We start from the raw sequence: 24,914 nt of genomic DNA, 5'->3' as shown, positions 1-24,914 counted from the left end.
TATAGCCCCCCTCTCTTTAATTTTTTCTAAAATACAAGATACATTAATTGCTTGTCCAATAATTCTTCAGTATATAGTAAGATTCTTTTAGTCTTTCATGATACTCAGGATTTCTACCTATTTTTTTCAGTATAAAAGGTTTCATTTTTATTAATTGTGTTCCTTCTCCTACCCCAACATTCATTTCATTAATTTTAATATCTTCAATACCAAAACACTCATAATAATCATCATGAATCTTCATTTCAGATGGGTCAGAGAAATTTAAAAGTTGCCAAGGAAGCTTTATTTCCACAAAACCATCACCACCACAGAAATCTGCTAAGGAGTTAAAATCTTCTGACCTTGGATTTGCGTTGCCATAGGTTAATTTTCCTGTTTCATAGGTTTCAGACTTTTTTTTATGTTTTTCGTTACTTAAATCAAATTCATTAAAAGAAATTTCTACATCATCATTAAAATAATTTAATTCATTTAGGGGAAGTTGAATTGGTGAAAAATTAGGAGAATTCTTTTCAGGTGGTTCTTCATAAGCTAAAGCCCCTTTTAAATCTCCATACATAATTTCTATAAAATCATATCGTTCTTGTACTAAAACTTTACTTTCTTCTTCTCCATTAATTACAATTACAAAGTCTGTTCCTTTATCTGCCTTCAATTCATATGGTGTACTAATAATTTCTGCTCCTGTTTTAGGTGTGGTATCAATAGGAATATACAGCTTATCTGTATTTATATTAAATCCTTCCTTCTCCACTAAAAAGTAAAGGAATTTCTCATCATATTTCATAGATGTTCTATAGTCCTCATCCTCTGATACAATATTCTCATTTGTCCAATCTGATTTATTTCCATCCACATAACAAATACTAGTCTCTTTTCCTGGGTCAAAGGAAAGAAGTCCAAAGTACTGCTCATTGGTCTGATAGTTACTCCAAAAAGCTCCGTTCTCTAAATCTACGCCCTCCATAGTATTCCAGGTTCTTTTAAACCATTCATCCTGCCATATAAACACAATTCCTCCAGCTGAACCAGATGCTTTAATGTCTTCATACATGGATATAATTGCTTCGCCTTGTTCATGTTCGCTTAATCTTCCTTGATCTCTTGCAAGGTTTCTATTCTCCTCATAGGATGCCATACCACGGCTTGAAGGAACTCCAAATTCAGAAATCACAACAGGTACATCATGATGTTCATTTATCTTTGTCAAATACTCTAAATAGGTATTTTCTATAGTTGGGTCAACATACCACTCGAAATCTGGATAGTAAGGATAAATATGATAGGATGCATATTGACCACTTAAGAATTTATCCGTTGCCTTTATGTTATCAACATCAATTTGTGCATATTTACCAGACTCTATCAAAATCTTTTCTGGATATTCAAAAGGGTCCGTTGTTGGCCAGTTTGCAAAGGCGATAGTACTCTGTGTACCATACTTTTTGGTTTCATAGCTTATCATCTCATCACCAATCATTGCCAGAAAAATTTCAAAGTTCCTTGCATTTTCAGTGTACATATACTCCCCTTTGTATTGTGGCAGCACTGGTCCTGTCTCATTGGTAAAAGCAACTATGTCACCCTCCCACTCAACACCGATTATATAACCATATACCCAGGGTGAAATATCCTTGTCATAACTTTGAGATCCATTATTACCAAAGCCTAATTTTTTAAGCCGCCCATGAGTAACATCTACAATATCCTTACAACTATTTAGAAACTCTTTGTAAAACTCATCATCAAAAGCACCTCTATGGGAATTTAACATATAATCATCAACCCATACCCCATGAATAAGATACAGAGGGTCATTATTATTCACATTATACTCATAAAAAGCTTCATAGAATTCTTCATGAGCTAATGTATAGGTACGAATTGCATTGGCTCCCATTGCCTGTATCTGCTCAAACCAACGCAAATATTCCTCTTTAGATATACTATATTCCGTTGCAAATTTACCTGGTTTTCCAAGACCTAAATTTACTCCACGGAGGTCAAAAACTTCATAACCATTACCGTCATCAATCCATAGTTTCCCATCTTCTGCTTTAGAATGACTTTGAACTTCGCCTTGATAAGCTATGTAGAAATTCCCATTGTAATAAATGGTGTAATCATATAACACATAGCAGATAATACAGGTAAAAACTAAAATCAAGTATTTCTTCATTATTTAACCTCCCCTGTATTATGCTTGAATTTTTTATTTATTGAATCATGAGCTAAAGCATACAGTGTTTCAATATTTTTATCTAAATATGCCCCTCGCTCTACAATAGCATCTTTTAATTGCTTTACTGCTTCTTCATAATTTTCCGGATTACGTTCATCTGGCTCTAACATATTGTGCTCCTCTGAAAAAGTATATCCCCATTTTTCATAGTTCCTATCAATAGCTGGTCCTAAATATTCAATGGTTTCATCAATATAATTCAGCAAATATTCATCACTTAAGAAAGTTTTCCTTAACTCTCCATACCTTTTAACAATAGCATCTACGAAGTTTTTATCTTTCAATAAGTATTCATACCAAAATTTATCTGCCATTAAAAATCCGTGTGGCTCCGACATTGATGTAATATAATTATCAAAAGCAGAGTTAAAATCCCAGACTGCAATTTTCATTTTCCCTCTAATATCCTTGTAAAAGTAAGTAGATAATCTTGCCGCATCAGAATTCATTGTAAATTCATTAATAATAAAATAATCAATAAAGGATTGAACATCAATAAAGCTTGGGTATCCTGTTTTTTTATCACCTGAATCAAAGGAGGAAAGAGCCTTTTCAAACTTTGACATATCATTTTGAATATACTCCTTTTGTACTTCAGTTAATGTTGTTGAAGGATATACTATTTCAAGCTGTTCACTTAAGCTACTTCTCCTGCCATTTTTACCTGTATAATAAGTAAAGGTTTCTAATCTATGAAGTTCATCCTTACTTCCCGTATCTAAGGCAAGAATGTAAGATGTACTAGTCATATTAATATCAGTTTCTGTAACCTTTATTCTGCCCTCATCGTTATATTGATTCTTTTCAATTAGTACATATACCCCTTGGTATTCTCCATTTATAAACATTTCAAAGAAACGAGCATTTGGGCTGTATTCCATAATTTCTCCTGCCAGATTATAGGCCAAATAGTTACGAATTAAGGTTTTATCAAGATATGGTCCGTGTAAAACCCAATCACTATCCTCTGTCATCCCTGAAATCGCAACATTTTTATTATCAATACAATTTTCCTCTTTAAATTTTAAATAATACCCTTTTTTATCGTGACTACGAGAGCTTCTTCCCCTTGGACGAATTAATGCTTTTTCAAAAATTGCAGGAGTGTCTGTGATATGATTGTTTCCTGTACTTTTATCAAAATACTCCACCTTTGCAGCCACCATTTCATCATTTTGAATAGTGCTTCCCTTAGTATCCTTTAAAGGAGTTCCATTTTCATCTGTTATAAATGGACTCGGCATTGGCCCCTCTGTTGTAATATTCATAAGTGGAAGATGAGTACAGAATACATCATCATTATGTACATTGCATACTGACTTTGACGCTGCTTCCTTATGCTGATGATAGCGGTTACTTTTAAAAGGCACTCTTTCAAAGGAAATAGCAGTTATTATCATAAAAATAAGTGATAATATATATATGACTTTATACTTCATAAGCCACCTACGTTATTTCATCACTTTGAACTACGATATTTACATAATCCACATCACCTAGACCATATAAAATTTCTAAAATAGTACGATTTGGACGTTGTTCTGCTATTGCACACTGATTTTCTCTCTTTTGCGCATTATCTATGATTTTTCTATCTATCTCGTAAATCAGTTCAAGCTTTTCTGGTGTACTGTTTTGAACCTTTAAAACTGGTGCCTTTGGAAAATATTCGAAAATAGCCTTTCTAATATCTTGTTCTAAAAACCTTGAACCCTTCACAATTAATAAAATACGATTATTATTTATTACACATCCAAATAGTAGCAATACTAAAAATACTGCACCACTCCCAATTGATGCCACTGCATAATCTCCTACCCCTGAACAAATCCCCACAATGATTGTCCAAAATATATAAATTGTGTCCCTGCTGTCTTTAATCGATGTACGGAAACGTATAATTGATAACGCACCAACCATCCCAAGTGATAGGGCAACATTATTTCCTATAACAGTCATAACTGTTGTAGTTAAAACTGTAAGTGTTAATAATGTAATATTAAATTTATGGCTGTAAATTGTTCCTTTATGAGTTAACCTGTATGATAAAAAAATCATCATTCCCATCGCTACCGAAAACCCAATACGTAAAGCAATATCCTCTACGCTTAAGCTACCGGAACTATTAATTATGTCATATAAATATTTGTTCATAAGATCCCCCTAGTAATTTATAAATATAATGGATAGCCTATAGACCTAGCTAAACAATACTTGCTTGATGATACACTTCTACGATTAATACAACTAATAATTTCAGAAATGTATCCAAGCATAAACTTGTCATACTTTACCTCGATGATAGTGCTATTTATATCTAAAACATTGCTTAATAATAAATTTTCGTCAAATAAATCAAAATTACTCTCTGTGGCCTGAATATTAGTATCAAAAGTAATTCTGATGTTATTTTCCTTTGACATAAATGCATTTCGCTGATACTCAACAATTGTTTTAGGCCTATAGCATTCCATAGACATAATGCTATACATTTCAGCTGCAAATTCATTTCCGTATTTTAATAAAACTGATATATTCCCATTAATCAATTCTCTAGCATCTTCCCTGTCAATAGTCAATGAGCGCTTCTTTTGAAAAACATTCTGCTTTTGCTTCAACTCAAGCTTAGCTGTTTTATCCTTTGGGTTATAAATTCGCAAACGAATTTTTCTTCTCAACTCCTGTTCATTAATTTTATCAAAGAAATCCCTATCGTTCGTTGTATCAAAATACAAGGAACGCACAGTATAGCTTCCATTTTTAGAATAGTTGTCCCTATGCAACACTTGATCAAATATCTTACTAAAATGCATAGCTTCACTTAAAGTAACTAAATACTTTTCCTCTCGTCTTAATATAGTATACATAATTTTCTCCCAACCTTAAATTTTCCTGATTTTTTAAATATATTTTAGTCTAATTTTACACTTTTATGAAAATTAATACAATATTTTTCAAATATATGTTTATAGGTGAAAAAAAGATGCCAGTTCCATCTATTTATATCTGGTACCTTCCTTATACTGGCTCATAGTCATCAATATATCGAAAGTTTTTCAATGTAATTATTTTCCTCTACCATCTTTTTTAGCACATCCTCTGAATCTGCATTTTTGCTTAATATTTATGACATTTCAATACATAAACATAATCCTTGCAATAATTATATAACAATGTTTATATAAAAGAAATATCATCATCTAAATCCTTGACACAAACATACGTTTTCACTCCTTAACTAGTGCTTTTCTAAAAATCACTGGACCTTGAGGACCTTATTCTGGAAGCTTACTTTCAGAATTTGCTTATATATGTAGTAGGGATTAGTAATAGATCATTACATGTTAAAAACCCACCTTATTGATTAAAAATAAACAGACAAGATTTTTATTCATCTCATCTGTTTCATTATAGAAATAATGATAATTTTTTCAAGCCTATTTCCTTCTTTCAAAGGTAGTCATTAATGCTCCGTAGGCTGTGCAGTAAGCTATGATTGAAACTAAAAAACCAGCTGCCACATAACCACTATCATCAGCAAAGGGAAGTTTATGCTGAAAAGTTAATATTATTGCAATAACAACAGGCACAAAACAAGCTGCCACTGCAATTGCCTTTGATTTCAAAATATTATTCACCCTTAAAATAAAAATTATTAGAATAAGTGCAAATGTAAATGCTACAAACCAATTCCTAATAAGATAACCTAAATCTCCCTGTGCAAAACCATAATATAGTGTGTAAAATATCATGATTCCAACGTTAATAAATGCGGGTTTAACAAATACATCAATGCCATGACTTCTATATGTCCATGCATAATATAGAAGCATCACACCTCCAAATAAATCAATATATCTTACAATATCAAAAAAATTATAATATCTAATGATCTCTAAGGGCGAATTAAAATAACTAACAAATTCACCATTAACAATATAAAAATTCCAAAAGTAAAGAACCACAATAATTAAAGCACATATTACTGTTATTCTAATGCCCTTGGAATCTTCATTAGCTTTAAGCTTATTCCCTTCATCATCAATTCTTAATATTCCCTTATACATATAATTAAATAGCTTGCCTCTTTTTTCAATGATTGATATTCCAATTGCTCCTGCTACTGAAATATTAATAATTTGAACTACCAGTAGCCAATTTACAAAAACCGCAAATATAGTAAATATAATACCAATACCTACCACCGTCATATACACCTTTTCAGGTAAAACCACTGAAATAGCTACTAATGAAATAAATATAATAATTTGTACTCCAATCCACATGTCTTAAAATGCCACCTTTCTGTCTCTCTTAGGCCTTTATCCTTTAAGTGCTTGTACAACAATCTAACAAAGCTCTCTATGCTCAGCTACCATAATTTCAATCCCCTTTAAAATCACCGATTTTTATCATAGCAAATCTCCAGTTATCTTACAATACCTGATTAAGTTCTCTTTTATAAACTAAAACACCACCCCAATGATTAAAGCATCTTAAAAAATAAACAGATAAGATTTTTATTCATCTCTTCTTCTAATATTCCATCATTTAAATAATTTCAATAGAATTTTCAATTAGAAACAACACCCAAATTAGCATTTTCTCTAGAGGCCTCAAACCTAGTTATCCCTAAGCGTTGAACCCCCTAAGAACATAAAAACATAAAAACATGAAAACATGAAAATGGAGCAACAAAATATAAAACAATAAATAAAATCCTAAACAATATTTCTTTCACCTTATCTAAATTCAAAAGAGAACCACCATTTCTGATAATTCTCTTCTTATCTCTTTTTGTTTTGACAGCTTGTCGCTGGAAGAATTTACACCCCTGGTATCATTGCGAGAGGACTTTGGGACTTGAGATTGCTATTTATACATTTTCACATTCCCTTGAACAAGAAACCTTTATGGTAATACCTATAAATAACAATATTTGCATCTTAAGTTATGTATTACTCTTCATCATATTTATTTTCTATATATTTAATTCTTTTTTGAGTTATTTTATTAGCTATATAGAACAGAAATAATGATGGTAAAGCTGCGCAAATAAATACTGTAGTTGACTCTAAAATAAAATCATTTATAGTATTAAATTCTTTGTATCGTAACAAAGCTAAAGTAAAAGTTACACTAGCACCTGCAATAATACTATTTATAATAGGTAATCTTTTCTTATCTTTACCATATAAATCATTTCCAGCAAAAATATTACGAACAACAATATATATACTTGAACCAAAGAAAGCAATAAATTCTACTGCATATTCATTAAACTCTGAATGTAGTATGAATTGTTTTATTAATATAGAGCTTAATAAAAATATCATTACTAACAAATATGCTTCACCACTTATTTTTCTTTTCTGATTAATCACTCTCTCATCATTAATTTGATTATTTTTCATATTTACTCCTCCCAAAATAAATCATTTAAAGTTTTATTTAAAACTTTACATATAGATACACAAAGATTTAGGGTTGGATTGTATTTCCCTGATTCTATCATTCCAATTGTTTGTCTAGTAACACCAACAGCATTTGCTAAGTCTTCTTGATTCATATCCATTTCTAGCCTTGCTATTTTCATTTTTTTATTTTTCATATAATACCTCCTCCTTTTAAATATATATTTTTATTAACATTTTGTCAATTATATCTTGCATTTAGTTTTATATATCATTCTTTTAAAATTTTATCAACTCAATAGTAACACAAGATGCCACTTTGTAAATTGAAAAGCAATCTTTGTAACTGACAACTAAATATTTGTAAATGAAACGCCACTTTTGTATCCGAAATGCATGCTTTGTAAATGAGCTGCAGTTTTTGTAATCAAAATGCAGTTTGATTTTTCACATTTATTGAAGTATTATATTAAAAATAAGCATGCCAAATGGAGGTTGACTCCCTCTCGATTTTTTTGTAATCGGAGAATCCACCCCTCAAATCCTTAGATATATTAGTGGTTGGCGGCACGCATTATTATTTTAGAAAAGTAGGTTTTAACATGATGTCACTGGCGGAAACCGGTGCGCATCCAAGTTTATGCAAAACTTCTTCTCCTTGATAAAAGCTGAATGTTTCGTATGGACTGCGATTATTCAGCTTTTTTCTTTTGTATGAATTGATATGATTCATCATCAGATTCATATCTTCCTGGGTAAGGTTATTAAAACTTGTTCCTTTCGGAAGTACTCTTCGTATTAATTCATGATTTACTTCAATAGCTCATTTTTGATAAGGGCTATCCGCATCACAGTAAAATACATTAGTACGCCAAAATGGTGTAGATTCCCTATGTTCAATTGCTTTGGGACTTGAGCTTGCTACTCTGTGTGTTAGAATTTCCCCTAACTTCCGATCTTATATTTAATAGTTTTCTCAAACTTTCTTCTGCTCCAACGGCTTCAAAATCTATCTGTCCATGCATTATCCTAACTAACTTATATCCATACTTGCTGGATTCAATATCTCTTGTGCTATCATAATAAGCTCTTACTTCATTCCGATTGACCCGCTGTCCATCTTTTGCATTTATATCATTACATGCCTGTATCCATAGTTGTCTATCAAAATATACTAGAATATCCAGATAAGCCAACAATGATACTTTCCTTGCCCCCGAAAAATGCTGCCTTTCATCATACTCAATAATCAATTTTTCACTTTCACAAACGAAGTCACACCGTAATTTTACATTCCTCTTTGCAAATGCTTTATCTCCTCTATATTCAGATATCGATTTATATAGATTTTCATAATCTCCTTCGATTGCATCTGGTGTCTTCAACCAAGGGAATGTTTTTTCACATACGATATCCCCATTAAACATTCTATTAAGCAACAGCTGTAATGCATTTTTCTGTTCTATTCCAGCTTTTGATGGAATTTTAATCGTACTGATTGATATCTGTTTTCCAGACTCAAGTAACTTCGATTGTACTTTTTCAATCTTCTTTTCAACCTTCTGTTTCTGTTGCTTTTGCTTCATAGCTGATTTTGTATCTATATGCTCCGATATACCTGTATAAAACACTTCAAATCCTAATCTTTCAAAAAAACGAACCGTCTCCATCCCCCCGCCGAAATCATTCTTGCTGATTTCTTTTCCATACGCCACCTTATATGCCATTCCACGTATATGCTTGGCAGGCAGTTTCTTGCCATTATATATAAGAAATGTTGACTTTGGGCTTGGATACTCTGGATTTTCATTATTGAAAATCTCTATTGCTTTTATGACATCTTCCCATTTAATATCCATCCAATTAATTATTGACATTTTTACATCTCCATTTCATTCTTCTAAATTTGTTATCTGTAATTCTTACCATTTCCTAACACTTCACCACTAAACACAAATAAATCATCAATGGAGACGTATTGCTGGATATAATTTGTCAAATCTGTAGCAATGAATTGCCAATGTAATCCCTACACACGCGCTGTATGTAGTATTTTCCATCAAAATACTTATTTTACAACTTTAGACTAGATAAATTTACACCTCTTTGGTCGTAGTGAAGCACCTTAGGGCTAAGCTGGCTGCTTTAACTATATATATCTCTTAACTTTTCCTTCAACTTTTCCCCTTCACCACTTCCATTTGTAGGAAACCTTATTACTGGAACTTCATACTTAGCTAAAATGCCATCCTTCTTTCTATCCCGCTGCAGTTGTTCTTCATTTTGGACATGAAATTTATATCCATCAACTTCTACAGCTAAGACTGGCATTTTATTTAGCTTATTAAATATTAAAAAGTCTGTATGAGTCCAGGGATTTAAAGCAAACTTTCTCTCTTCATTGGAAAGTATACTTGCATCTCTTATAATCATCTTTAACGGTATATGCACTGCTACATCTAAGTTGCTAAACTCACTGTTTTTTAAAACATCTCTTATAAGTTCGAACATTAAGTTTTCAGAATTGAATTCTGATATCTTCTTAGTTCTTTTTAGTGCGTCCATTAATTTATCCTCATAAGACTTATAAAGCAAATCAAATATAGATGATACCTTACTTTCTACTACTTCAAAATTATTGTATTGAACATACTTTATTAAATCACCTATATTACTATTACCCTCTTCAAAATCAGTAGTTACTACTACTAGCTTATCTACGGCTCTTGAAATAGCAACATTTATCAAATTTGCATTATCAATAAAATCATTTATATCATTAGAAACAGTACTTAAAATTACTATATCCTTCTCCCTACCTTGAAACTTATGTACAGTGTCAGCTTCTATCCCACTATCTATTCCTACGGCATTTAAAACTTCATCAGCCTGTAATCTGTATGGAGATATTACCCCAATGGATTTTTCCCCTCCTATTGTAGGTAAAATTTCATCTTTGATAATATCTATCTGTCTTTGATTTATCGTGCCCCTAGCATGATTTCCTGCGTTAGTCTTATAAAGTGATAATGGTTTATCATCCTCACTCTCCTTGGTCAATATAATAAGTTCATTATTGTAAAATTCCTTATTACAAAAGTTTATTATTTTAGGATGACATCTATAATGCTCCTTTAACAATGTTTTTTTAACATCTTTATTTAATTTAGTAATTGAAGATAATAGATTGTTACTTGAAAAATTATAAGCTTCATCTAGATTATATAAGTCAAAAATCTTTTTACTTACTTCCTTATCCTCATTACTAACAACATTAGTTAATTGCTTTAAATCTCCTACAACAACTACATTTTTGGCGCAAGATAAAGATAAAGCACCTGTTAATAAATCTACCTGTGATGCCTCATCTATAATTAAATAATCAAACAAAAAGTTCTCTGAAATACAATTTCTTAAAGAGTGAGTTGTACTTAACACAACTGGATATTCCTTTATAAATTCATCAAACTTTATCCATAGATCTTTTTCTGTAAATATTGCCCTTACATTTCTTAAATACTTCTTTTGTAGAGCAGCCTTAAATAACTTTAAGGACTTATCATTATATGCTTTCATTTCTTCTTCAAAGTTAAACCTATCTAACTGAGCTTTTAACCTATTAAGTTCTAATGTGATTTCTTTCACTTTATTTTCATAATATAAACTATATAAATAATCGATTACTACATCCATGGAATTATTATAAAACTTAAAATTGTAAATTCCATAGCGAAACAGATTTTTTATTTTAATTCCAAAGGTTATATTTTCTACAATGCTACTATTAATTTTTAACTCTACTAAAAATCTCATTATTTTATCAGCCTTAAGTTTTCTAATAGTGTTATATTTCAAATTTGCTACATTGTTAGATAAGTATTCTTTTTCAAAATGCTTTTTTTCAATCTCCATCTCTGATAATTCATGTTCTAATCTAGCTATTTTATTTTGTTTTTCTAGCATATTGATAATACTGTCTTTTGATTTATTTAGTTCCTCTAAGCCCCTATGCTTTTCCTCTTCTTCTAACTTCCAATTACTCATATCAGCGTATGTACCACTTTGATTTTTTATAAAACTTTCTTTATTTGATCTACTACCAAGCGTTGCAGCAAAGAAGTCTAAATCATATTTTTTAAGCTTTTCATAAACATTATCAGTTGCTGAATTATTGTTAGAAACTACAGCAACACTCTTATCCATCATAACTGCATTTGCTATGATATTTAAAATAGTTTGTGTCTTACCAGTACCTGGTGGACCTTCTATAACACTAACACTATTTTTAAAAGCTTTTTCAGTAGCTTCCTTTTGACTTAAATTAAATCCAAAAGGAAAATTTATATTATCTTCGCTTTTATTTTGTACTATATGGTCTGGTTTTAAATAAAATGATAATGCACTTTTAGGACTTATATGTGTAATCTTCTCATACTGTTTTCCAAGTAAGGTTTTCGACCCATCCAACATTAACCCAATACTCTGAGATAAATCTTTAAGATATTGAAAACAATTATTTGCTTCAGGATTTTTAAGACATGACTCCTCCATACTTATATCTCTTTTACTATAAACTTGGCTGTAATCATTCTTATATATTACCCTTATATGATTTTCAAAACCGATCGCCTTATTTACCAGTATTAGTGGTTTTCCCTTTGCATAAATTACTTTGTTTTCAACATCTATTATTTCTGGATTACTAAACCATTCTAAATTGTTAAAGTTATAGCTATATATTTTACCGCCATTAAATGTTACATCATATTTCTTAGTATCAGAATTATATTTGCAAAACTCAATACTTCTAGTTTTATCTTCATTTTTGATAAGAATTAAATTTTTATTTATATTCAATGATTATTCTCCTTAAATATATTTTATATATCCCCACTTATTATTCTTAAAATTTCATCCCCATATTTTTCTACTTTAGCTGGCCCAAACCCTCGAACCTTTAAAAGCTCCTCTTTCGTCCTAGGCTTTACCTGAATTATTTCATCTAATGTTTGATTATTATAAATAAAATATGGTTTACTCATCTCAATTTTAGCCATCGCTGTCCTATATTCTTTAAGCTTATTATATATTTCCTCGGAAACATCGTCCTTCTGATCTTTATTTTGCAAATCTACACTATCTATTACATCTAATTCTTTAGGCTCTTCAACAGTTTCAATATTTAACTCATTTATGACTTCAATACTAATTCCCTCAACTCTAGTACCAGTATCTGCACTTTGGGCTAAAAAATCCTCCTCTGTCAATGAGTATTTTTTATAATAATTAATATCAATATTTTTATTATTTTCAACTAAAAACTTTCCTAGATTCTCCATTAGATCTTCAAAAGCTTCTCCGGATTTTTCATAATTCTTTAACTCTTTATTTAATACTTCTGTAATCTGATCATACTTAAAAATTTCTTTCTTTATCTTTGCCGGTGCCTTAGATCTATTTATAATGCTTTTAGGATTTGAGATTACAACTTTTGATATTATTGAAAATGTCTTTATGATTCCATTTCTCACTAAAATCTCCCTAAGAATCCTAACATGTCTATCGTTTTGAGCTATCGGGCTATACATACCTTCCTTTTTAATAACCCTACCATCTTTATTCTTTATAGCTCTAGTAAATTCACCAACCTCGTTTATATAAATATCACCATTAAGCTGTTTTGTTTCAAGCACCATTACAAACCTATGAGTTATAATTACAAAATCTAGTTGAGCTACCTCATTACCATCTTGTAATCTAATATCATGAAGGCATATCATTGGAACTTTACTATTTCTTATCTCATAGTCTACATTTTTTTCTCCACTTAACCCAATCTTAAGTAATTTTATATCTCTATCTATTAATGCTTTTTTGTTTACATTTTTAACTCTATAGCTAAGTTCTTTAAGATCCTTTAATTGACTATTTTCCTCTGTAAACTCCTTGTAGTAGATAGGACTATTAATATTTTTTATCCCTAGTAAATTTTTTAAAAATGACATTGCATTTCCCCCTAATCCCCGATTATCAGTATTATTATATCATATATGTATATATTATCCTAATTCTCCCCTTTCTTTTAATTTAAAAAGGCCTTGGATATTTATAATAAAATGGACCCTATAGAATAGACAGTTAAAAAAAGAGCTTAAATACTCAATTTTAACTAACGCTATCTTATAGGGTCTATTTTTGTTATGATTTGATTATAAATTACGAGGAGTAATGCTTATGGGAAAAAATCATTTTACAGAGGAGCAGCAAGAACAACTGAGGGCAAACAAATACATAAAAAATGTATCTGCAAAAGCAATTACATATAAACAGGAGTTCCATGAACTTTTTACAAGCGAATATTATGATGGTAAACCACCATCTACTATTCTGAGAGACATGGGAATTAACCCACAATTACTTGGAAAAAGAAGAAAGGATGCTATTGTTGCTGCAATGCATAAACATGAACTTCGTCCAGAGGGATGCGAAGATAAAAGAGCGAAGAATTCAGGACGTCCAGTAACAAGAGATTTATCAGATGCTGAACGCATTGAACGCTTAGAGCATAGGGTTCAGTATTTAAAACAGGAAAATGAGTTTCTAAAAAAAATAGAATTTCTAGACAGACAAGCAAGTTGGAAGGAAAAACAGAAGCAACGCCAGAAGAAAAGTTTAAACTTATCCAGAAAATGATTTTAAATGATAACAATAAACTTAATATAAGCTGGTTATGTGAAATGGCAGGAGTATCCAGAAGTGGTTACTACAATTGGCTGAAATCAAAGGATAAAAGAAATAATAAAGAAATAAAAGATGTAGCTGATTTTGAATTGATTCTTAAAGCATATCAGTTTCGTGGTTACGATAAAGGGCGACGTGGTATCTATATGCGTTTTCTTCATATGGGGATATGCATGAATCAAAAGAAAATCAGCCGATTAATGAATAAATATAATTTGTTCTGTCCCATACGGAAAGCAAACCCCTACCGTAGAATGGCAAAAGTATTGAAAACAGATGCTGTATCAGATAATCTTGTCAACCGTGAATTTACAGAACACGGTGCAGGTAAGATACTTCTTACAGATATCACCTATCTGTTTTATAATTCTGGATGTAAAGCATATCTTTCAGTTATAAAAGATGCTTATACAAAACAAGTGTTATCTTATGTGCTTAGTGAATCACTAGAAGTTGACTTTGTGCTTTTAACAGTAACTTCGTTACTTGAGAAACACGGAAGACATCTTAAAACTGATGTTATATTACATTCCGATCAAGGATGTCATTATACAAGCATTTCATTTCGTCAACTTCTAAAAGATAAGGATTTAAGGCAATCTATGTCCAGACGTGGTAACTGTTGGGATAATGCTCCGCAGGAGTCTTTTTTTGGTCACATGAAAGATGAAATCCATCTCGAAGGCTGCTCTGATTTCAAGGAATTGTGCACTGAAATAGATGATTATATGGATTACTATAATAATGACCGATATCAGTGGGAACTGGCGAAGCTATCTCCAAACCAGTATGCAGAATATGTTTTAACGGGAATTTATCCACTCAATAAATGATAGACAAATCGTCCATAAAACGTAGATAATACTGTTCATTGAATATTTGCCAATATTTATCTTTGATAAGTGATTGTGACCGATTTTCTGGATTCATAACATCGTAGAAATATAGTTCATAAGTTAGATCTTGAAAATCGCTTTTCAAAATCCATCTTAATACATAAAACAGGTAATCAATATTTGCAGTAATAATCATTGGTTCAATCATCTGGACATATAACCAGCGCCACTTAATATCGTTCAAGTTCTCACAATAATGAACAACATAATTGGGAACTGAATCACTAATCATAAAACTTTTAAAGCTATCCAAGGTTTTCATAAAATCTGAATTCATCATAATTTAATATAGATACAGAGAAATATTAAAATGAGTCAACATCAATCCAATGGATTCAATGTTGACTCATTTTATCTGCATCTCCTCCTTGTTTGGAGGATACACTAATTTCTTAGAAAATTTAATGCTCTTTTTTTATAATGTCCTTGACATAGGGACCACATTATAATATCCAAAACCCTTGCTTTTAATTTTTAATTTAATGCCCCTACTAAAATATTTCTTTCACCTTATCTAAATTCAAAAGAGAACCACCATTTCTGATAATTCTCTTCTTATCTCTTTTTGTTTTGACAGCTTGTCACTGTAAGAATTTACACCCCTGGTATCCTTGCGAGAGGACCTTTGGACTTTAGCTTTCTTAAAATTTAAACCCCCGGGGATAATTGCAAAGGAGGCGAAGACGAATGAGATTTCTACTGAAGTTTTTCTTTTAGCTCTCTTATCTTCAAAATAGGAAGTCCTGTTCCCTTTGAAACTATTTCTTCGGACACTCCTAATTTTAAGAAATTCTTTGCATCTTCTTCTCTGACTTCTTCTCTCCCCTCTTCTCTAGCGCCTTCAAGTCTACTCTTCTCATCCCTTATTGCTTTATCTCTAAGCTCTGCCAACTGTATTACAGCTTTATCACCACTTATCTCATATAAAACATCCATAGCTTCCTTTATTTCTGCATCTTCCTTCTTCAAGCCATCAATCTCCTTTCCTTCTGGGTTTATTAAAAAACTTAACCATCTATGTAACTTGTTATTATAATCTTTTTCACACTTTTTGAATTTATCCAGTTCGATAAAATGTATTTCGAGGATATCACTTAATAGTTTCTTTGTAATATCTTCATAAAAATGATAGCTACTGTGAAATTTACTATCCTTTATATAATTAAAATCTAATATATTCACTGTAATTGTTTTATTTAACTTAGTATAATTATCTCCCTTAACCAGTTGTTTTAATATAATTTTCGACAAATAAAATATTGTCCGCTTAATCATATTATACTGATTAATCAGCTGTATTTCTACATTGATATGAACATTAGTTTCAGTGGTAACATTGATATCTAAAATACTTAATTTCTCACTGGCAATGAGTGATGTGTTCAGTTCCTTCTCCTCTAGGTTCAAACTTTTAATTTTTCCATTTCCACTCGGTTCAAGTATGGAATTTAAAAAGCTTATCAATAATTTTTCATTACCCTTCACACCAAATAACTTTTGAAATACAACATCATTCTTTGGATCCAATAATTTGTTCATACTATAATTCCTCCTATGTTTAATCTACATCTAAATTATATACACGAACACATATTCTTATTCAGCTTTATAAACTTCTACAAATAAAAAAGCCCTATACTTTATATAGGACTTATACTTTGTAATTTAGCAAATATTTAATTCAATAAATTCCTTCACAAGCTCATATTGTGATTCATCTGATTTCATCCACAAGTTATAAATATAATTTAATGGATATTTTTCATTGCTTAATATCTTTAGTGTTTCTTCTTCTATATCTTGATTTGTAATAATACTTACTATATCCTCTTTTGTAATTATCTCATATGCACTATCTATAATTACCTTAGCTTCCTTTTCCCTTAATTCTTCAATAAATACATTATATTCAGCTTCTACTTTTACCTTTAGTTCTTCTCTATTCATTTCATCCATCCTTTTATTTAATCAGCATTACTCTCAGCCATACTCCTATCTACCCATTTCTCCCTTTCATCAGTCCCCTAGCCACTTTCTCAAATTCCCCTATGTCCATTTTCTTCACTACATCATTATAATATATCTTTACGTCCTTACCTTTAGCTATAATATCCATGCCATTGCTACATTCCATATGCAGTGTTTCATTATCCTTATCATTGTCTTCAATTCGTAATTTGACTTCTTCAGCGAATCTTTTTAATTCATGCCATGCTCTATATTCCTCTTTTGTTTTAATGAATAATTCTGCTACTGATTTAGAAGCCTTTATTAAATAATAACTGGTATATAGGCATCTTCGAACTGGATATGACATAACTTCTATTTTTTTAGGTAGTTTAATCCATTCTGATATCTTTATAAGATAGTATAGTTCATCTGAGCTCTTTGGTATTTCCGTTATCTCATTTCTTTTTACTTCTTGTATTGATTCTACTTTACCGTAATATGTTATTCCGGCTTCTTCTTTAAATGCTTTTATTGATTGTGCTAATGCTACATATTCAATGTTATGCTTTATTAGGTTTACACTTGATTTTGGCACATGATAGAACCTTTCTTGTAGGCTTACCTCTAACTGCTTATAATCTTTTACTGGCCCTACTAAAACATTCCTCTTTGTGAAGTATTCATCCTTTAGATGCTCCTCTTTTCCTACCTGATCAAGTGCTCTTTCAAAGGTTGAGTATGATGATTCATTTATTAATTCCTCTAAAAATTCTTCCATTAACTTTGTACTTGATGGAAGAAAGGGTATTGCTCCTATGTTTACTTCCTCTATGCTTTTATAGAAATCGTGATTTCTAAATTCCTCTTCATTGTTATATGGAAATAGAACAAATGCTCCAAAGATGCAGTTTTCATTTGCTTTAGTTTTTTTATTCTCATAAACTATGGCATCCCTATATCTATGCATCGTATTTATATCCTCTGTCTTAGGTCCTACTCCATGATACTTTTCTTTATAATCTTCTGTTGTGTCTATTTTATACTTTGCATCAAAGATGAATTCATAAGCCTTTTCACTACCATCTTTGTTTATAGATAAAATGTTATCTGGCTTTTGCGCTACTGTTTTAGATAGGCGACCTCTATTGTAAAGCACCTCGAAGGTCTCTCCAGTTCTAGGATTCTTGTATTTTAAACATGAACTATCACCCTTTATTAGAGATACATTTATACCCGTCTTGTGAATTTTTAAGAAATCTGCGGATATAAGCTTGTACTTCTTTTGTAGTAATGAATTTATCTTTATAAAACACCAATACTCATATAGTTCACTAAGCTCTTTTATAGATAAAGTCATAACATTACTATTAATATTTAATCCCTTTTGAAGCATTAGGTAGTATTTATAAATCTCTCTATAGCCACTTCCCATGGTAAAGACTAAGGACATTGATGCCTCATTATATTTTGCTGGTATATCTTTTAAAAATGATGAATTAATCTTTGTATTAATTGTTCTTCTAAAGATATTTAATTTATCTAACACAACTTCATCAATAGTTCCATATCTGTTACTATTTTTATACACCTTGGTAAATTCATCAATCTTCTTAATAATATTAACTAGCATAAACTTAACAAATCTATTTTCTTTTGTATTAGTAGTCACCGTTTTTTTAGTTTGCAGTGCCTCTATACCATTCATGTGAGGTCTTTTTTCAAGCCACTTTATAGTGTCATTTGTAACATTCTTAAGCTTATCATATTTTACAATCAGATTTTCTTTTTCTAACTTATGATGTGGATTATTTATCACTACATCCATAGATTTTTTTAGCTTTTCAAAGACATAATTTAAGATGCTATAAAACTCAGTTTTACTACTATTCGTTTTATTACTAATCTCAGCGCCTAAATAGGTTCTTGCTAAAAATCCATAAGCAAGATTATAAATCTCCTCATTAACATCCCTAAGAATTTCTTCATAATCCTTCTTATAACTAATCTTACTTGGATATACTTCCGTCCTACAACAAAACTCATCATGGCCATTAGCTTTTACAATAAAATCAGTATACCCAATATCTCCTCTGAAATTTATAATCCCACTAAGATTATTGCTTCCCTTAAGCATTGGAGTTACCTTATTTCTAATATGTTGATTATCATGATAAAACTCTAACTTAGCATCATGCTTGCTAATTATAATAACCTCATAATTTTTATATTCCTTCAAATGAACCTTCGGATTAAAGCTTGTATTTAAATGTTCACAAAAACTAGTGATAAAAACTGAATCCTCATCACTAGTTCCTATGCTATCCTCATTTCCCTTAATTACAAAATATAAATTATCTGATTCTATACTTATAATTTCTTGATTATTGCCAGAAGGTTGTGAATCCATCACGGATAAACCTCCTAATCATATAGATAATCTTCTCATTAGTTAACTTATATTTATCAATGGAGTTTTCCTTCATCTTCTTAATATCTGCATCCTCTAAATAAGCTGAATTTTGAGTTTTACAACCATTTAACTTATCAAATAAAGAGATTAATAAATCCTGAACCTCTTGACTGCTTCCACTTATCTTAGGAAGGATCTTTTGCATAACAGCCATATCAAATGCTGCATCAAATTCTAGCAAGGCATTTTCAGTCGCATATATCATATAAAATACAATTTCATCCCTAACTCTATAACCAAAATGCTGATTATACTCCTGTAGAACATCATTAATTTCTATCAACTTATTTATAACCTTAGTCGCTGTTTCCTTATGCTCTATACAATGAGATAACTTTAAAAACTCAGACTTCAAAAGATTATTATGATAAGTTTTAGCTTCAACATCTTCAGTATCTCTCTCCTCAAATGAATATGATAAATCAACCTTATTAAACTCAATTGTATTTGCTCTATCTAATACCTTTTTACTAAAAGGGAAGGTTGTTTCATCCATATTAACAGTCCCAACAATAAATAGGTTCTCAGGTAAATACACATCTCCATACTTATCAAAAGCAGTAGTATCCGTTCCCACCTGCTCTTTACTTATTAATGGATTAGTTATGATAACACCATCCTCATTAAGTCTTCTTGTCTCCATAATAGATAAAACATCACTAAAATAATACTCAACTCTAGCCAAATTCATCTCATCAAGACAAATAAAATAAGGAAGCTCCGGATTCATCATAGCCTCATAAGCCACAGAGACAATAACCTCAGGAGTAAATTCTCCCTTAATATTTCTATAACCTAATAAATCAGTTGCATCAGACCAATCAGGCTTAACAGGCACTAAATTAAATCTCTTATTATCACTAGTTGCACCAATAGCCTCTGCAAATAATTCTACAATTTTACTCTTACCAGTACCAGAAATACCCGATAAAATAACAAATGGTTTAGCCTTTAATGATATGTATAAGTTCTTAATTAAGCTTTCATCATAATCAAAGCCCTTGGAAGATATGTAGCTATGTATTTGGGTAACTACATCCACGGAATTAAACTCAGAAATTATAGGAATTTCTTCAATGATATCCTCTAATGATTCTTCATCTATGTCATCATCTTCTTCAACTTGATCCTCTGATGATAATTGTGATCTATCAATTAACTTAACAATAAATGTATCTAAGGTATCTCCTTTATAGAAATCTATGAATTCTTGAGTTTCTTCTGGAAATTTCCTAGGTGGTTTATTATTATTTTCACTCAAATATTTTTTAATGTAGTTATATGATGTGTCTAACTTACCCATTAATAATGCAATAAATCTTTTGTCATTAAACATAATCCTTATAACATCATCTTTCCGTCTATCTGGATTATTATTAACCCAATCAATTTTTGCTTCATAAGTTTTACCATTCCAAACTAAACTCACTTTGTGTTTTTGTCCCTTTAAAAGTGCTACTGATAAGTTGTTTAAAAATTCCTCACGTATACCATTTGGTATAACTGTCCCAGACCCAAATGTAGATGAATCGACTCTTTTACTTGCAATGTAGCTTTTATCTTTAACCCTACTATTACTCCAAGAACTTGATCTTATTTTTTTCATAGTTTATGTCCCCTATCATTTAATATCTTATATGATTATTTTAACACTTAGTTATTAGATAATATATCAAAGATTTATTTTTAGATGAATCATTCCACCCTGGTATTAGCTCTTATGCATAATATAGCTTGTTACATCTGATATCTAATAGTGTTACGTCTAGTGCCTACAGCTTTTAATTACTCTTTATATATGATTATTTTCACTAATCCCTACTATTTCTGCTAACTCCCTAGGGGTAATCCTTGTTATTATAAAAGCCCTACGCTTTGCATAGGGCTTACTTGGAAATTTTCTGGACCTCAGGTGCTACTGAGAGAGCTTGCAACCGAAGTTGCTCCTTTATATCTTATATCTGCCTCTAAAACAGAATATTTCCTACTCATCCTTCCTTTTTTACCTTCATCAACAAACTCTAATCCTACAATCATATTTTTATGTTCGCGTGGGGTACTTCCGATGGATGCGGGTACTAATGAGGTTGCTTATTTAACCTATTTAGATCATTTGCAAGTTTGCTTATTTTATCTTTTGCATTTTTCTTCATTCTTGAACCCTTTCCAAAAAATTTAAACTTATTTTGTACAATTATTTTTTCTTGTTCTTCTATTTCTTTTATTATTTTCTTCTTTTGTTCTTCTATTATTTTTACTTCAACCTCTACTTTTAGTTTTTCTTCCTCTATTCTTTTAGCTTCAATCTCTACCTTTAGCTTTTCTTCCTCTATTCTTCTTGCTTCTGCCTGGCCTTTTAACTTTTCTTCTACTCTTCTTGCTTCTATCTCCGCTTTTAACTTTTCTTCTACTATTTTTCTTGCTTCTGCCTCTATTTTTAGCTTCTCTACTTCTATCGTCTTTGTTTCAGCCTCTCCCCTTAGCTTTTCTGCTTCTATTCTTTTTGCTTCCACCTCTGCCTTTAGCTTTTCTTCCTCTATTCTTTTAGCTTCAATCTCTACCTTTAGCTTTTCTTCCTCTATTCTTTTAGCTTCAATCTCTACCTTTAGCTTTTCAACGTCTATTATTTTTGATTCTACCTCTGATTTTAATTTGTCTTCCTCTATTCTTTTAGCTTGTGTCTCTGCCTTTAGTTTTTCTGTTTTTGGGGCTTCCATACCCTGTTTTAACTTTTCTTTTTCACCTTCTAAATCAATATTGTTTTTTTCAGAGTTTGTTTCTTTAGATAATTTGGCTGAAAAACTAATACTTCTACTTGTTTTTGATTTATCAAATTTAACTATATACGTTGCATCTTCACCATTAACTTCTTCAATTTTCCCAGTTCCGAAAATATTATGACTTATTCTATCTCCAACAATAAAAGATACTTTATTGTTCATATTAAATTTACTCTCTGAAATATTAATATAATCCTCTGCACTATCTATTAAGTTTTTATCTAACTTTACATTGTAATGAAGATATTTCTTATTAATATTAAATATAAATCTTGATGGATAACGGAAATTTCCATCATAATTAAATCCTTCAGATTCACTTAAGAATAAAGCATTTTCTGCTCTTGTATATGCAACATATGCTAATCTTCGCTCTTCTTCTAATTTTTCTTTTGTGTTTGCCTTTTGACTTGGAAAAATACCTTCATTCATTCCACTGATAAATACGTATGGAAATTCCAATCCTTTTGCTGAGTGTATAGTCATCATTTTCACTTTTTCATCATCATCTTCTTTTAGATCAGTGTTTGTATATAACGCTATTTCTTGTAGATAATCTTCTATATTTGTTTCCTCGCCAGCACCATTTTCATACAAAGATATTGAATTCTTAAGCTCTGCAATGTTATCTAAACGGTCTTCTTCTCCACTTTGTCTAAGCATAGCCTCATATCCACTCTTATTTAATATTTCACTTAATAAATCTGATATGGACATTTCATTATATATCTTTTGATATCGTTCAATTAATTCAATAAATTCACTTGCTTTGCTATTAACGATAAGCTTTTCTGATATATTTAGTTTTAATGCATTATATAAAGAACAATTATTTTTTTCAGCATAACCTTGTATTATCTCCATTCTCTTTTTCCCAAAATTTCTCTTGGGTTCATTAATTGTTCTAAAAAATGATAAATCATCCTCAAATACTACCATCCTCAAGTAACTTAATACATCTTTAATTTCTTTTCTTTCATAGAATGCTACTCCACTATATATTACATAAGGAATTTTTTCTTTCATAAATATTTCTTCTAAACTCCTTGACACATAATGAGCTCTATATAAAATGCATATATCTTCATACCCATTACCTTTGCTTTTTATCTCCTTAATTTTTTCACTAATCCATCTTGCTTCATCAAACACATTTTTAGAATGATTATATATAGCCGGTATTTTTGATTTCTTAACTGCATTAAGTTCTTTTTTTATTCTATTTTCATTTTTATCTATTAAAGAATTAGAAACTTTCAAAATATTTTCTGTTGACCTATAATTAGTATTCATAACTATAGTTTTGACATTAGAAAATACTTTATCAAAATTTAATATAAATTCTATTCTTGCTCCTCTCCAAGAATAAATTGTTTGGTCAGGATCACCTACAACAAATAGATTCTTATGATAATTACTAAGTATTGTAGCAATTTGATATTGTGATGAGCTCACATCTTGAAATTCATCAACCATAACATATTGCATTCTTTGTTGCCACTTTTTCTTTTTTTCTTCAAAATTCTCAAGAATGTATAAAGCGAAGGTTATTAAATCTATAAAATCTAAATTAAAGGTCTTGCGTTGCTGATATAAATAACCAAAGAAAATCTTGTCTTCTACTTTTTGAGAATTTAAAAATTTATCTTTAATTTCCTTACTATCCATCTGCAACATATATTTAATATGCTCCATCATTGATTTTCTATAATTTATCATATCTTTAGCCTGCTTATGAGTATATTGCCTTGATGTAATATTTGCTTGTTCATAAACAATTTTCAATATAGAACTTGTGTCTTCTCCGTCCATCACTATAAAATTATTTGGATAATGTACTGTATGTATATCTTCTCTTAATAACTGCCTACAGAAGCCATGAAAAGTACATATTAATGCTGTATCATTATCTCCTATCATGGCTCTAATACGCTTTTTCATTTCTCTAGCTGCTTTATTGGTAAATGTTACACATAAAATATTAGCAGTAGAAATACCTAATTCTTTTACTATGTATACATATCTACTCGTTAATGCTTTTGTTTTCCCACTCCCTGCTCCCGCAATTACTCGCACATATCCTTCTGTAGATGTAACAGCTTCTCTTTGCTCTGCATTAAGTTCCTTTAATATATTTGATTCCATAAAATCCTCCATACCTATAAAGTGTCTTTATATAAAAGTATAATTTTCTCTAACTCCAATATCAAACACCAATTAAATTGCATTTCTTTATGTATAATTATAACACCCAATTCTACATAAATTGTATTTTTTAAAATATTCTTACAAGGAATAGAAATAAGCCTAGTATATTTCCCACCTAGACTTATTAAACGTATGGTATTTATTTTTTTATACACCCTACTTAAATATATTCATCAAAGATATTTATTAACTAGTGTAACTTTTATAAAT

The 24,914-nt window shown here is 30.5% G+C and carries 18 protein-coding genes and 1 pseudogene; 2 read left to right on the top strand and 17 right to left on the bottom strand.

The features are described 5' to 3' along the window. Positions 1-43: 43 nt before the first annotated feature. The 11 genes and pseudogenes from RSA29_RS07525 to RSA29_RS07475 all read right to left on the bottom strand — a co-directional run bounded on the left by RSA29_RS07525 (position 44) and on the right by RSA29_RS07475 (position 13,664). Entirely contained in the window at positions 44-2,182 is a 2,139-nt protein-coding gene (locus RSA29_RS07525; RefSeq protein WP_346943420.1) for a family 2 glycosyl transferase, read from the bottom strand. Further along, entirely contained in the window at positions 2,182-3,684 is a 1,503-nt protein-coding gene (locus tag RSA29_RS07520) for a CotH kinase family protein (protein ID WP_346943419.1), read from the bottom strand. Before RSA29_RS07520 ends, RSA29_RS07525 begins: the two co-directional genes overlap by 1 nt. A gap of 7 nt (positions 3,685-3,691) precedes the next feature. Then, the gene (locus RSA29_RS07515; RefSeq protein ID WP_346943418.1) at positions 3,692-4,399 is read right to left on the bottom strand and encodes a DUF4956 domain-containing protein; all 708 of its coding nucleotides are present in this window, start codon (positions 4,397-4,399) and stop codon (positions 3,692-3,694) included. A gap of 17 nt (positions 4,400-4,416) precedes the next feature. After that, a complete protein-coding gene (locus RSA29_RS07510) occupies positions 4,417-5,112 on the bottom strand; it encodes a polyphosphate polymerase domain-containing protein (RefSeq protein ID WP_346943417.1) in 696 nt (231 codons plus the stop codon). A 570-nt stretch (positions 5,113-5,682) separates the two neighbouring features. Further along, positions 5,683-6,531, bottom strand: coding sequence for a hypothetical protein (locus RSA29_RS07505; RefSeq protein ID WP_346943416.1), 849 nt, complete (start codon positions 6,529-6,531; stop codon positions 5,683-5,685). Between the two features lie 672 nt (positions 6,532-7,203). Further along, complete coding sequence (locus RSA29_RS07500; RefSeq protein ID WP_346943415.1) at positions 7,204-7,659, bottom strand: DUF6773 family protein; 456 nt, start codon at positions 7,657-7,659, stop codon at positions 7,204-7,206. 2 nt (positions 7,660-7,661) lie between these two features. Then, entirely contained in the window at positions 7,662-7,856 is a 195-nt protein-coding gene (locus RSA29_RS07495; protein ID WP_346943414.1) for a helix-turn-helix transcriptional regulator, read from the bottom strand. A gap of 380 nt (positions 7,857-8,236) precedes the next feature. Next, positions 8,237-8,575 (bottom strand): annotated as a pseudogene (locus RSA29_RS07490) (IS30 family transposase); the annotation flags it as partial. Further along, complete coding sequence (locus RSA29_RS07485) at positions 8,556-9,536, bottom strand: hypothetical protein (RefSeq protein WP_346943413.1); 981 nt, start codon at positions 9,534-9,536, stop codon at positions 8,556-8,558. The pseudogene RSA29_RS07490 and the gene RSA29_RS07485, both read right to left, overlap by 20 nt. A 268-nt stretch (positions 9,537-9,804) precedes the next feature. Beyond that, positions 9,805-12,516, bottom strand: a complete 2,712-nt coding sequence (locus tag RSA29_RS07480; protein WP_346943412.1) for an AAA domain-containing protein — start codon at positions 12,514-12,516, stop codon at positions 9,805-9,807. A 23-nt stretch (positions 12,517-12,539) separates the two neighbouring features. Next, positions 12,540-13,664 (bottom strand): HRDC domain-containing protein, encoded by a 1,125-nt coding sequence (locus tag RSA29_RS07475; protein WP_346943411.1) that lies wholly within the window; start codon positions 13,662-13,664, stop codon positions 12,540-12,542. A gap of 223 nt (positions 13,665-13,887) precedes the next feature. Here RSA29_RS07475 and RSA29_RS07470 point away from each other — a divergent pair, with 223 nt between their 5' ends. Together RSA29_RS07470 and RSA29_RS07465 are read left to right on the top strand one after the other, a co-directional pair. Continuing rightward, positions 13,888-14,352 carry an HTH domain-containing protein gene (locus RSA29_RS07470; RefSeq protein WP_346943410.1) on the top strand — a complete coding sequence of 155 codons (465 nt, stop codon included), beginning with the start codon at positions 13,888-13,890 and terminating at the stop codon, positions 14,350-14,352. Then, entirely contained in the window at positions 14,295-15,233 is a 939-nt protein-coding gene (locus RSA29_RS07465; protein ID WP_346943409.1) for an IS3 family transposase, read from the top strand. The genes RSA29_RS07470 and RSA29_RS07465 overlap by 58 nt, the downstream gene beginning before the upstream one ends. Positions 15,234-15,992: 759 nt before the next feature. Here the strand turns inward: RSA29_RS07465 and RSA29_RS07460 are convergent. The 6 genes from RSA29_RS07460 to RSA29_RS07435 form a co-directional block, all read right to left on the bottom strand. After that, positions 15,993-16,835, bottom strand: coding sequence for an Rpn family recombination-promoting nuclease/putative transposase (locus tag RSA29_RS07460; RefSeq protein ID WP_346943408.1), 843 nt, complete (start codon positions 16,833-16,835; stop codon positions 15,993-15,995). A gap of 126 nt (positions 16,836-16,961) precedes the next feature. After that, positions 16,962-17,243 (bottom strand): DUF3848 domain-containing protein, encoded by a 282-nt coding sequence (locus RSA29_RS07455; protein ID WP_346943407.1) that lies wholly within the window; start codon positions 17,241-17,243, stop codon positions 16,962-16,964. Positions 17,244-17,292: 49 nt separating this feature from the next. Further along, positions 17,293-19,653, bottom strand: coding sequence for a DUF2357 domain-containing protein (locus RSA29_RS07450; RefSeq protein WP_346944395.1), 2,361 nt, complete (start codon positions 19,651-19,653; stop codon positions 17,293-17,295). Then, entirely contained in the window at positions 19,628-21,322 is a 1,695-nt protein-coding gene (locus RSA29_RS07445; RefSeq protein ID WP_346944285.1) for an AAA family ATPase, read from the bottom strand. Before RSA29_RS07445 ends, RSA29_RS07450 begins: the two co-directional genes overlap by 26 nt. Before the next feature lie 302 nt (positions 21,323-21,624). Next, positions 21,625-21,753, bottom strand: coding sequence for a hypothetical protein (locus RSA29_RS07440; protein ID WP_346944284.1), 129 nt, complete (start codon positions 21,751-21,753; stop codon positions 21,625-21,627). A 41-nt stretch (positions 21,754-21,794) separates the two neighbouring features. Then, the gene (locus RSA29_RS07435) at positions 21,795-24,641 is read right to left on the bottom strand and encodes a UvrD-helicase domain-containing protein (RefSeq protein ID WP_346944394.1); all 2,847 of its coding nucleotides are present in this window, start codon (positions 24,639-24,641) and stop codon (positions 21,795-21,797) included. Positions 24,642-24,914: the final 273 nt, after the last annotated feature.

Origin of the sequence: Clostridium sp. (genome assembly GCF_036660475.1) — a bacterium.
Taxonomy (GTDB): Bacteria; Bacillota; Clostridia; order Clostridiales; family Clostridiaceae; genus Clostridium_J.
This window is presented reverse-complemented; position numbering and strand designations above follow the sequence as displayed.

Coding starts and splice junctions, on each gene's coding strand:
- RSA29_RS07445 (WP_346944285.1), bottom strand. CDS start 21,322: ATGAAAAAAATAAGATCAAGTTCTTGGAGTAATAGTAGGGTTAAAGAT.
- RSA29_RS07515 (WP_346943418.1), bottom strand. CDS start 4,399: ATGAACAAATATTTATATGACATAATTAATAGTTCCGGTAGCTTAAGC.
- RSA29_RS07450 (WP_346944395.1), bottom strand. CDS start 19,653: ATGGATTCACAACCTTCTGGCAATAATCAAGAAATTATAAGTATAGAA.
- RSA29_RS07440 (WP_346944284.1), bottom strand. CDS start 21,753: ATGATTGTAGGATTAGAGTTTGTTGATGAAGGTAAAAAAGGAAGGATG.
- RSA29_RS07505 (WP_346943416.1), bottom strand. CDS start 6,531: ATGTGGATTGGAGTACAAATTATTATATTTATTTCATTAGTAGCTATT.
- RSA29_RS07510 (WP_346943417.1), bottom strand. CDS start 5,112: ATGTATACTATATTAAGACGAGAGGAAAAGTATTTAGTTACTTTAAGT.
- RSA29_RS07460 (WP_346943408.1), bottom strand. CDS start 16,835: ATGAACAAATTATTGGATCCAAAGAATGATGTTGTATTTCAAAAGTTA.
- RSA29_RS07520 (WP_346943419.1), bottom strand. CDS start 3,684: ATGAAGTATAAAGTCATATATATATTATCACTTATTTTTATGATAATA.
- RSA29_RS07475 (WP_346943411.1), bottom strand. CDS start 13,664: ATGTCATTTTTAAAAAATTTACTAGGGATAAAAAATATTAATAGTCCT.
- RSA29_RS07435 (WP_346944394.1), bottom strand. CDS start 24,641: ATGGAATCAAATATATTAAAGGAACTTAATGCAGAGCAAAGAGAAGCT.
- RSA29_RS07485 (WP_346943413.1), bottom strand. CDS start 9,536: ATGTCAATAATTAATTGGATGGATATTAAATGGGAAGATGTCATAAAA.
- RSA29_RS07525 (WP_346943420.1), bottom strand. CDS start 2,182: ATGAAGAAATACTTGATTTTAGTTTTTACCTGTATTATCTGCTATGTG.
- RSA29_RS07495 (WP_346943414.1), bottom strand. CDS start 7,856: ATGAAAAATAAAAAAATGAAAATAGCAAGGCTAGAAATGGATATGAAT.
- RSA29_RS07455 (WP_346943407.1), bottom strand. CDS start 17,243: ATGAATAGAGAAGAACTAAAGGTAAAAGTAGAAGCTGAATATAATGTA.
- RSA29_RS07500 (WP_346943415.1), bottom strand. CDS start 7,659: ATGAAAAATAATCAAATTAATGATGAGAGAGTGATTAATCAGAAAAGA.
- RSA29_RS07470 (WP_346943410.1), top strand. CDS start 13,888: ATGCTTATGGGAAAAAATCATTTTACAGAGGAGCAGCAAGAACAACTG.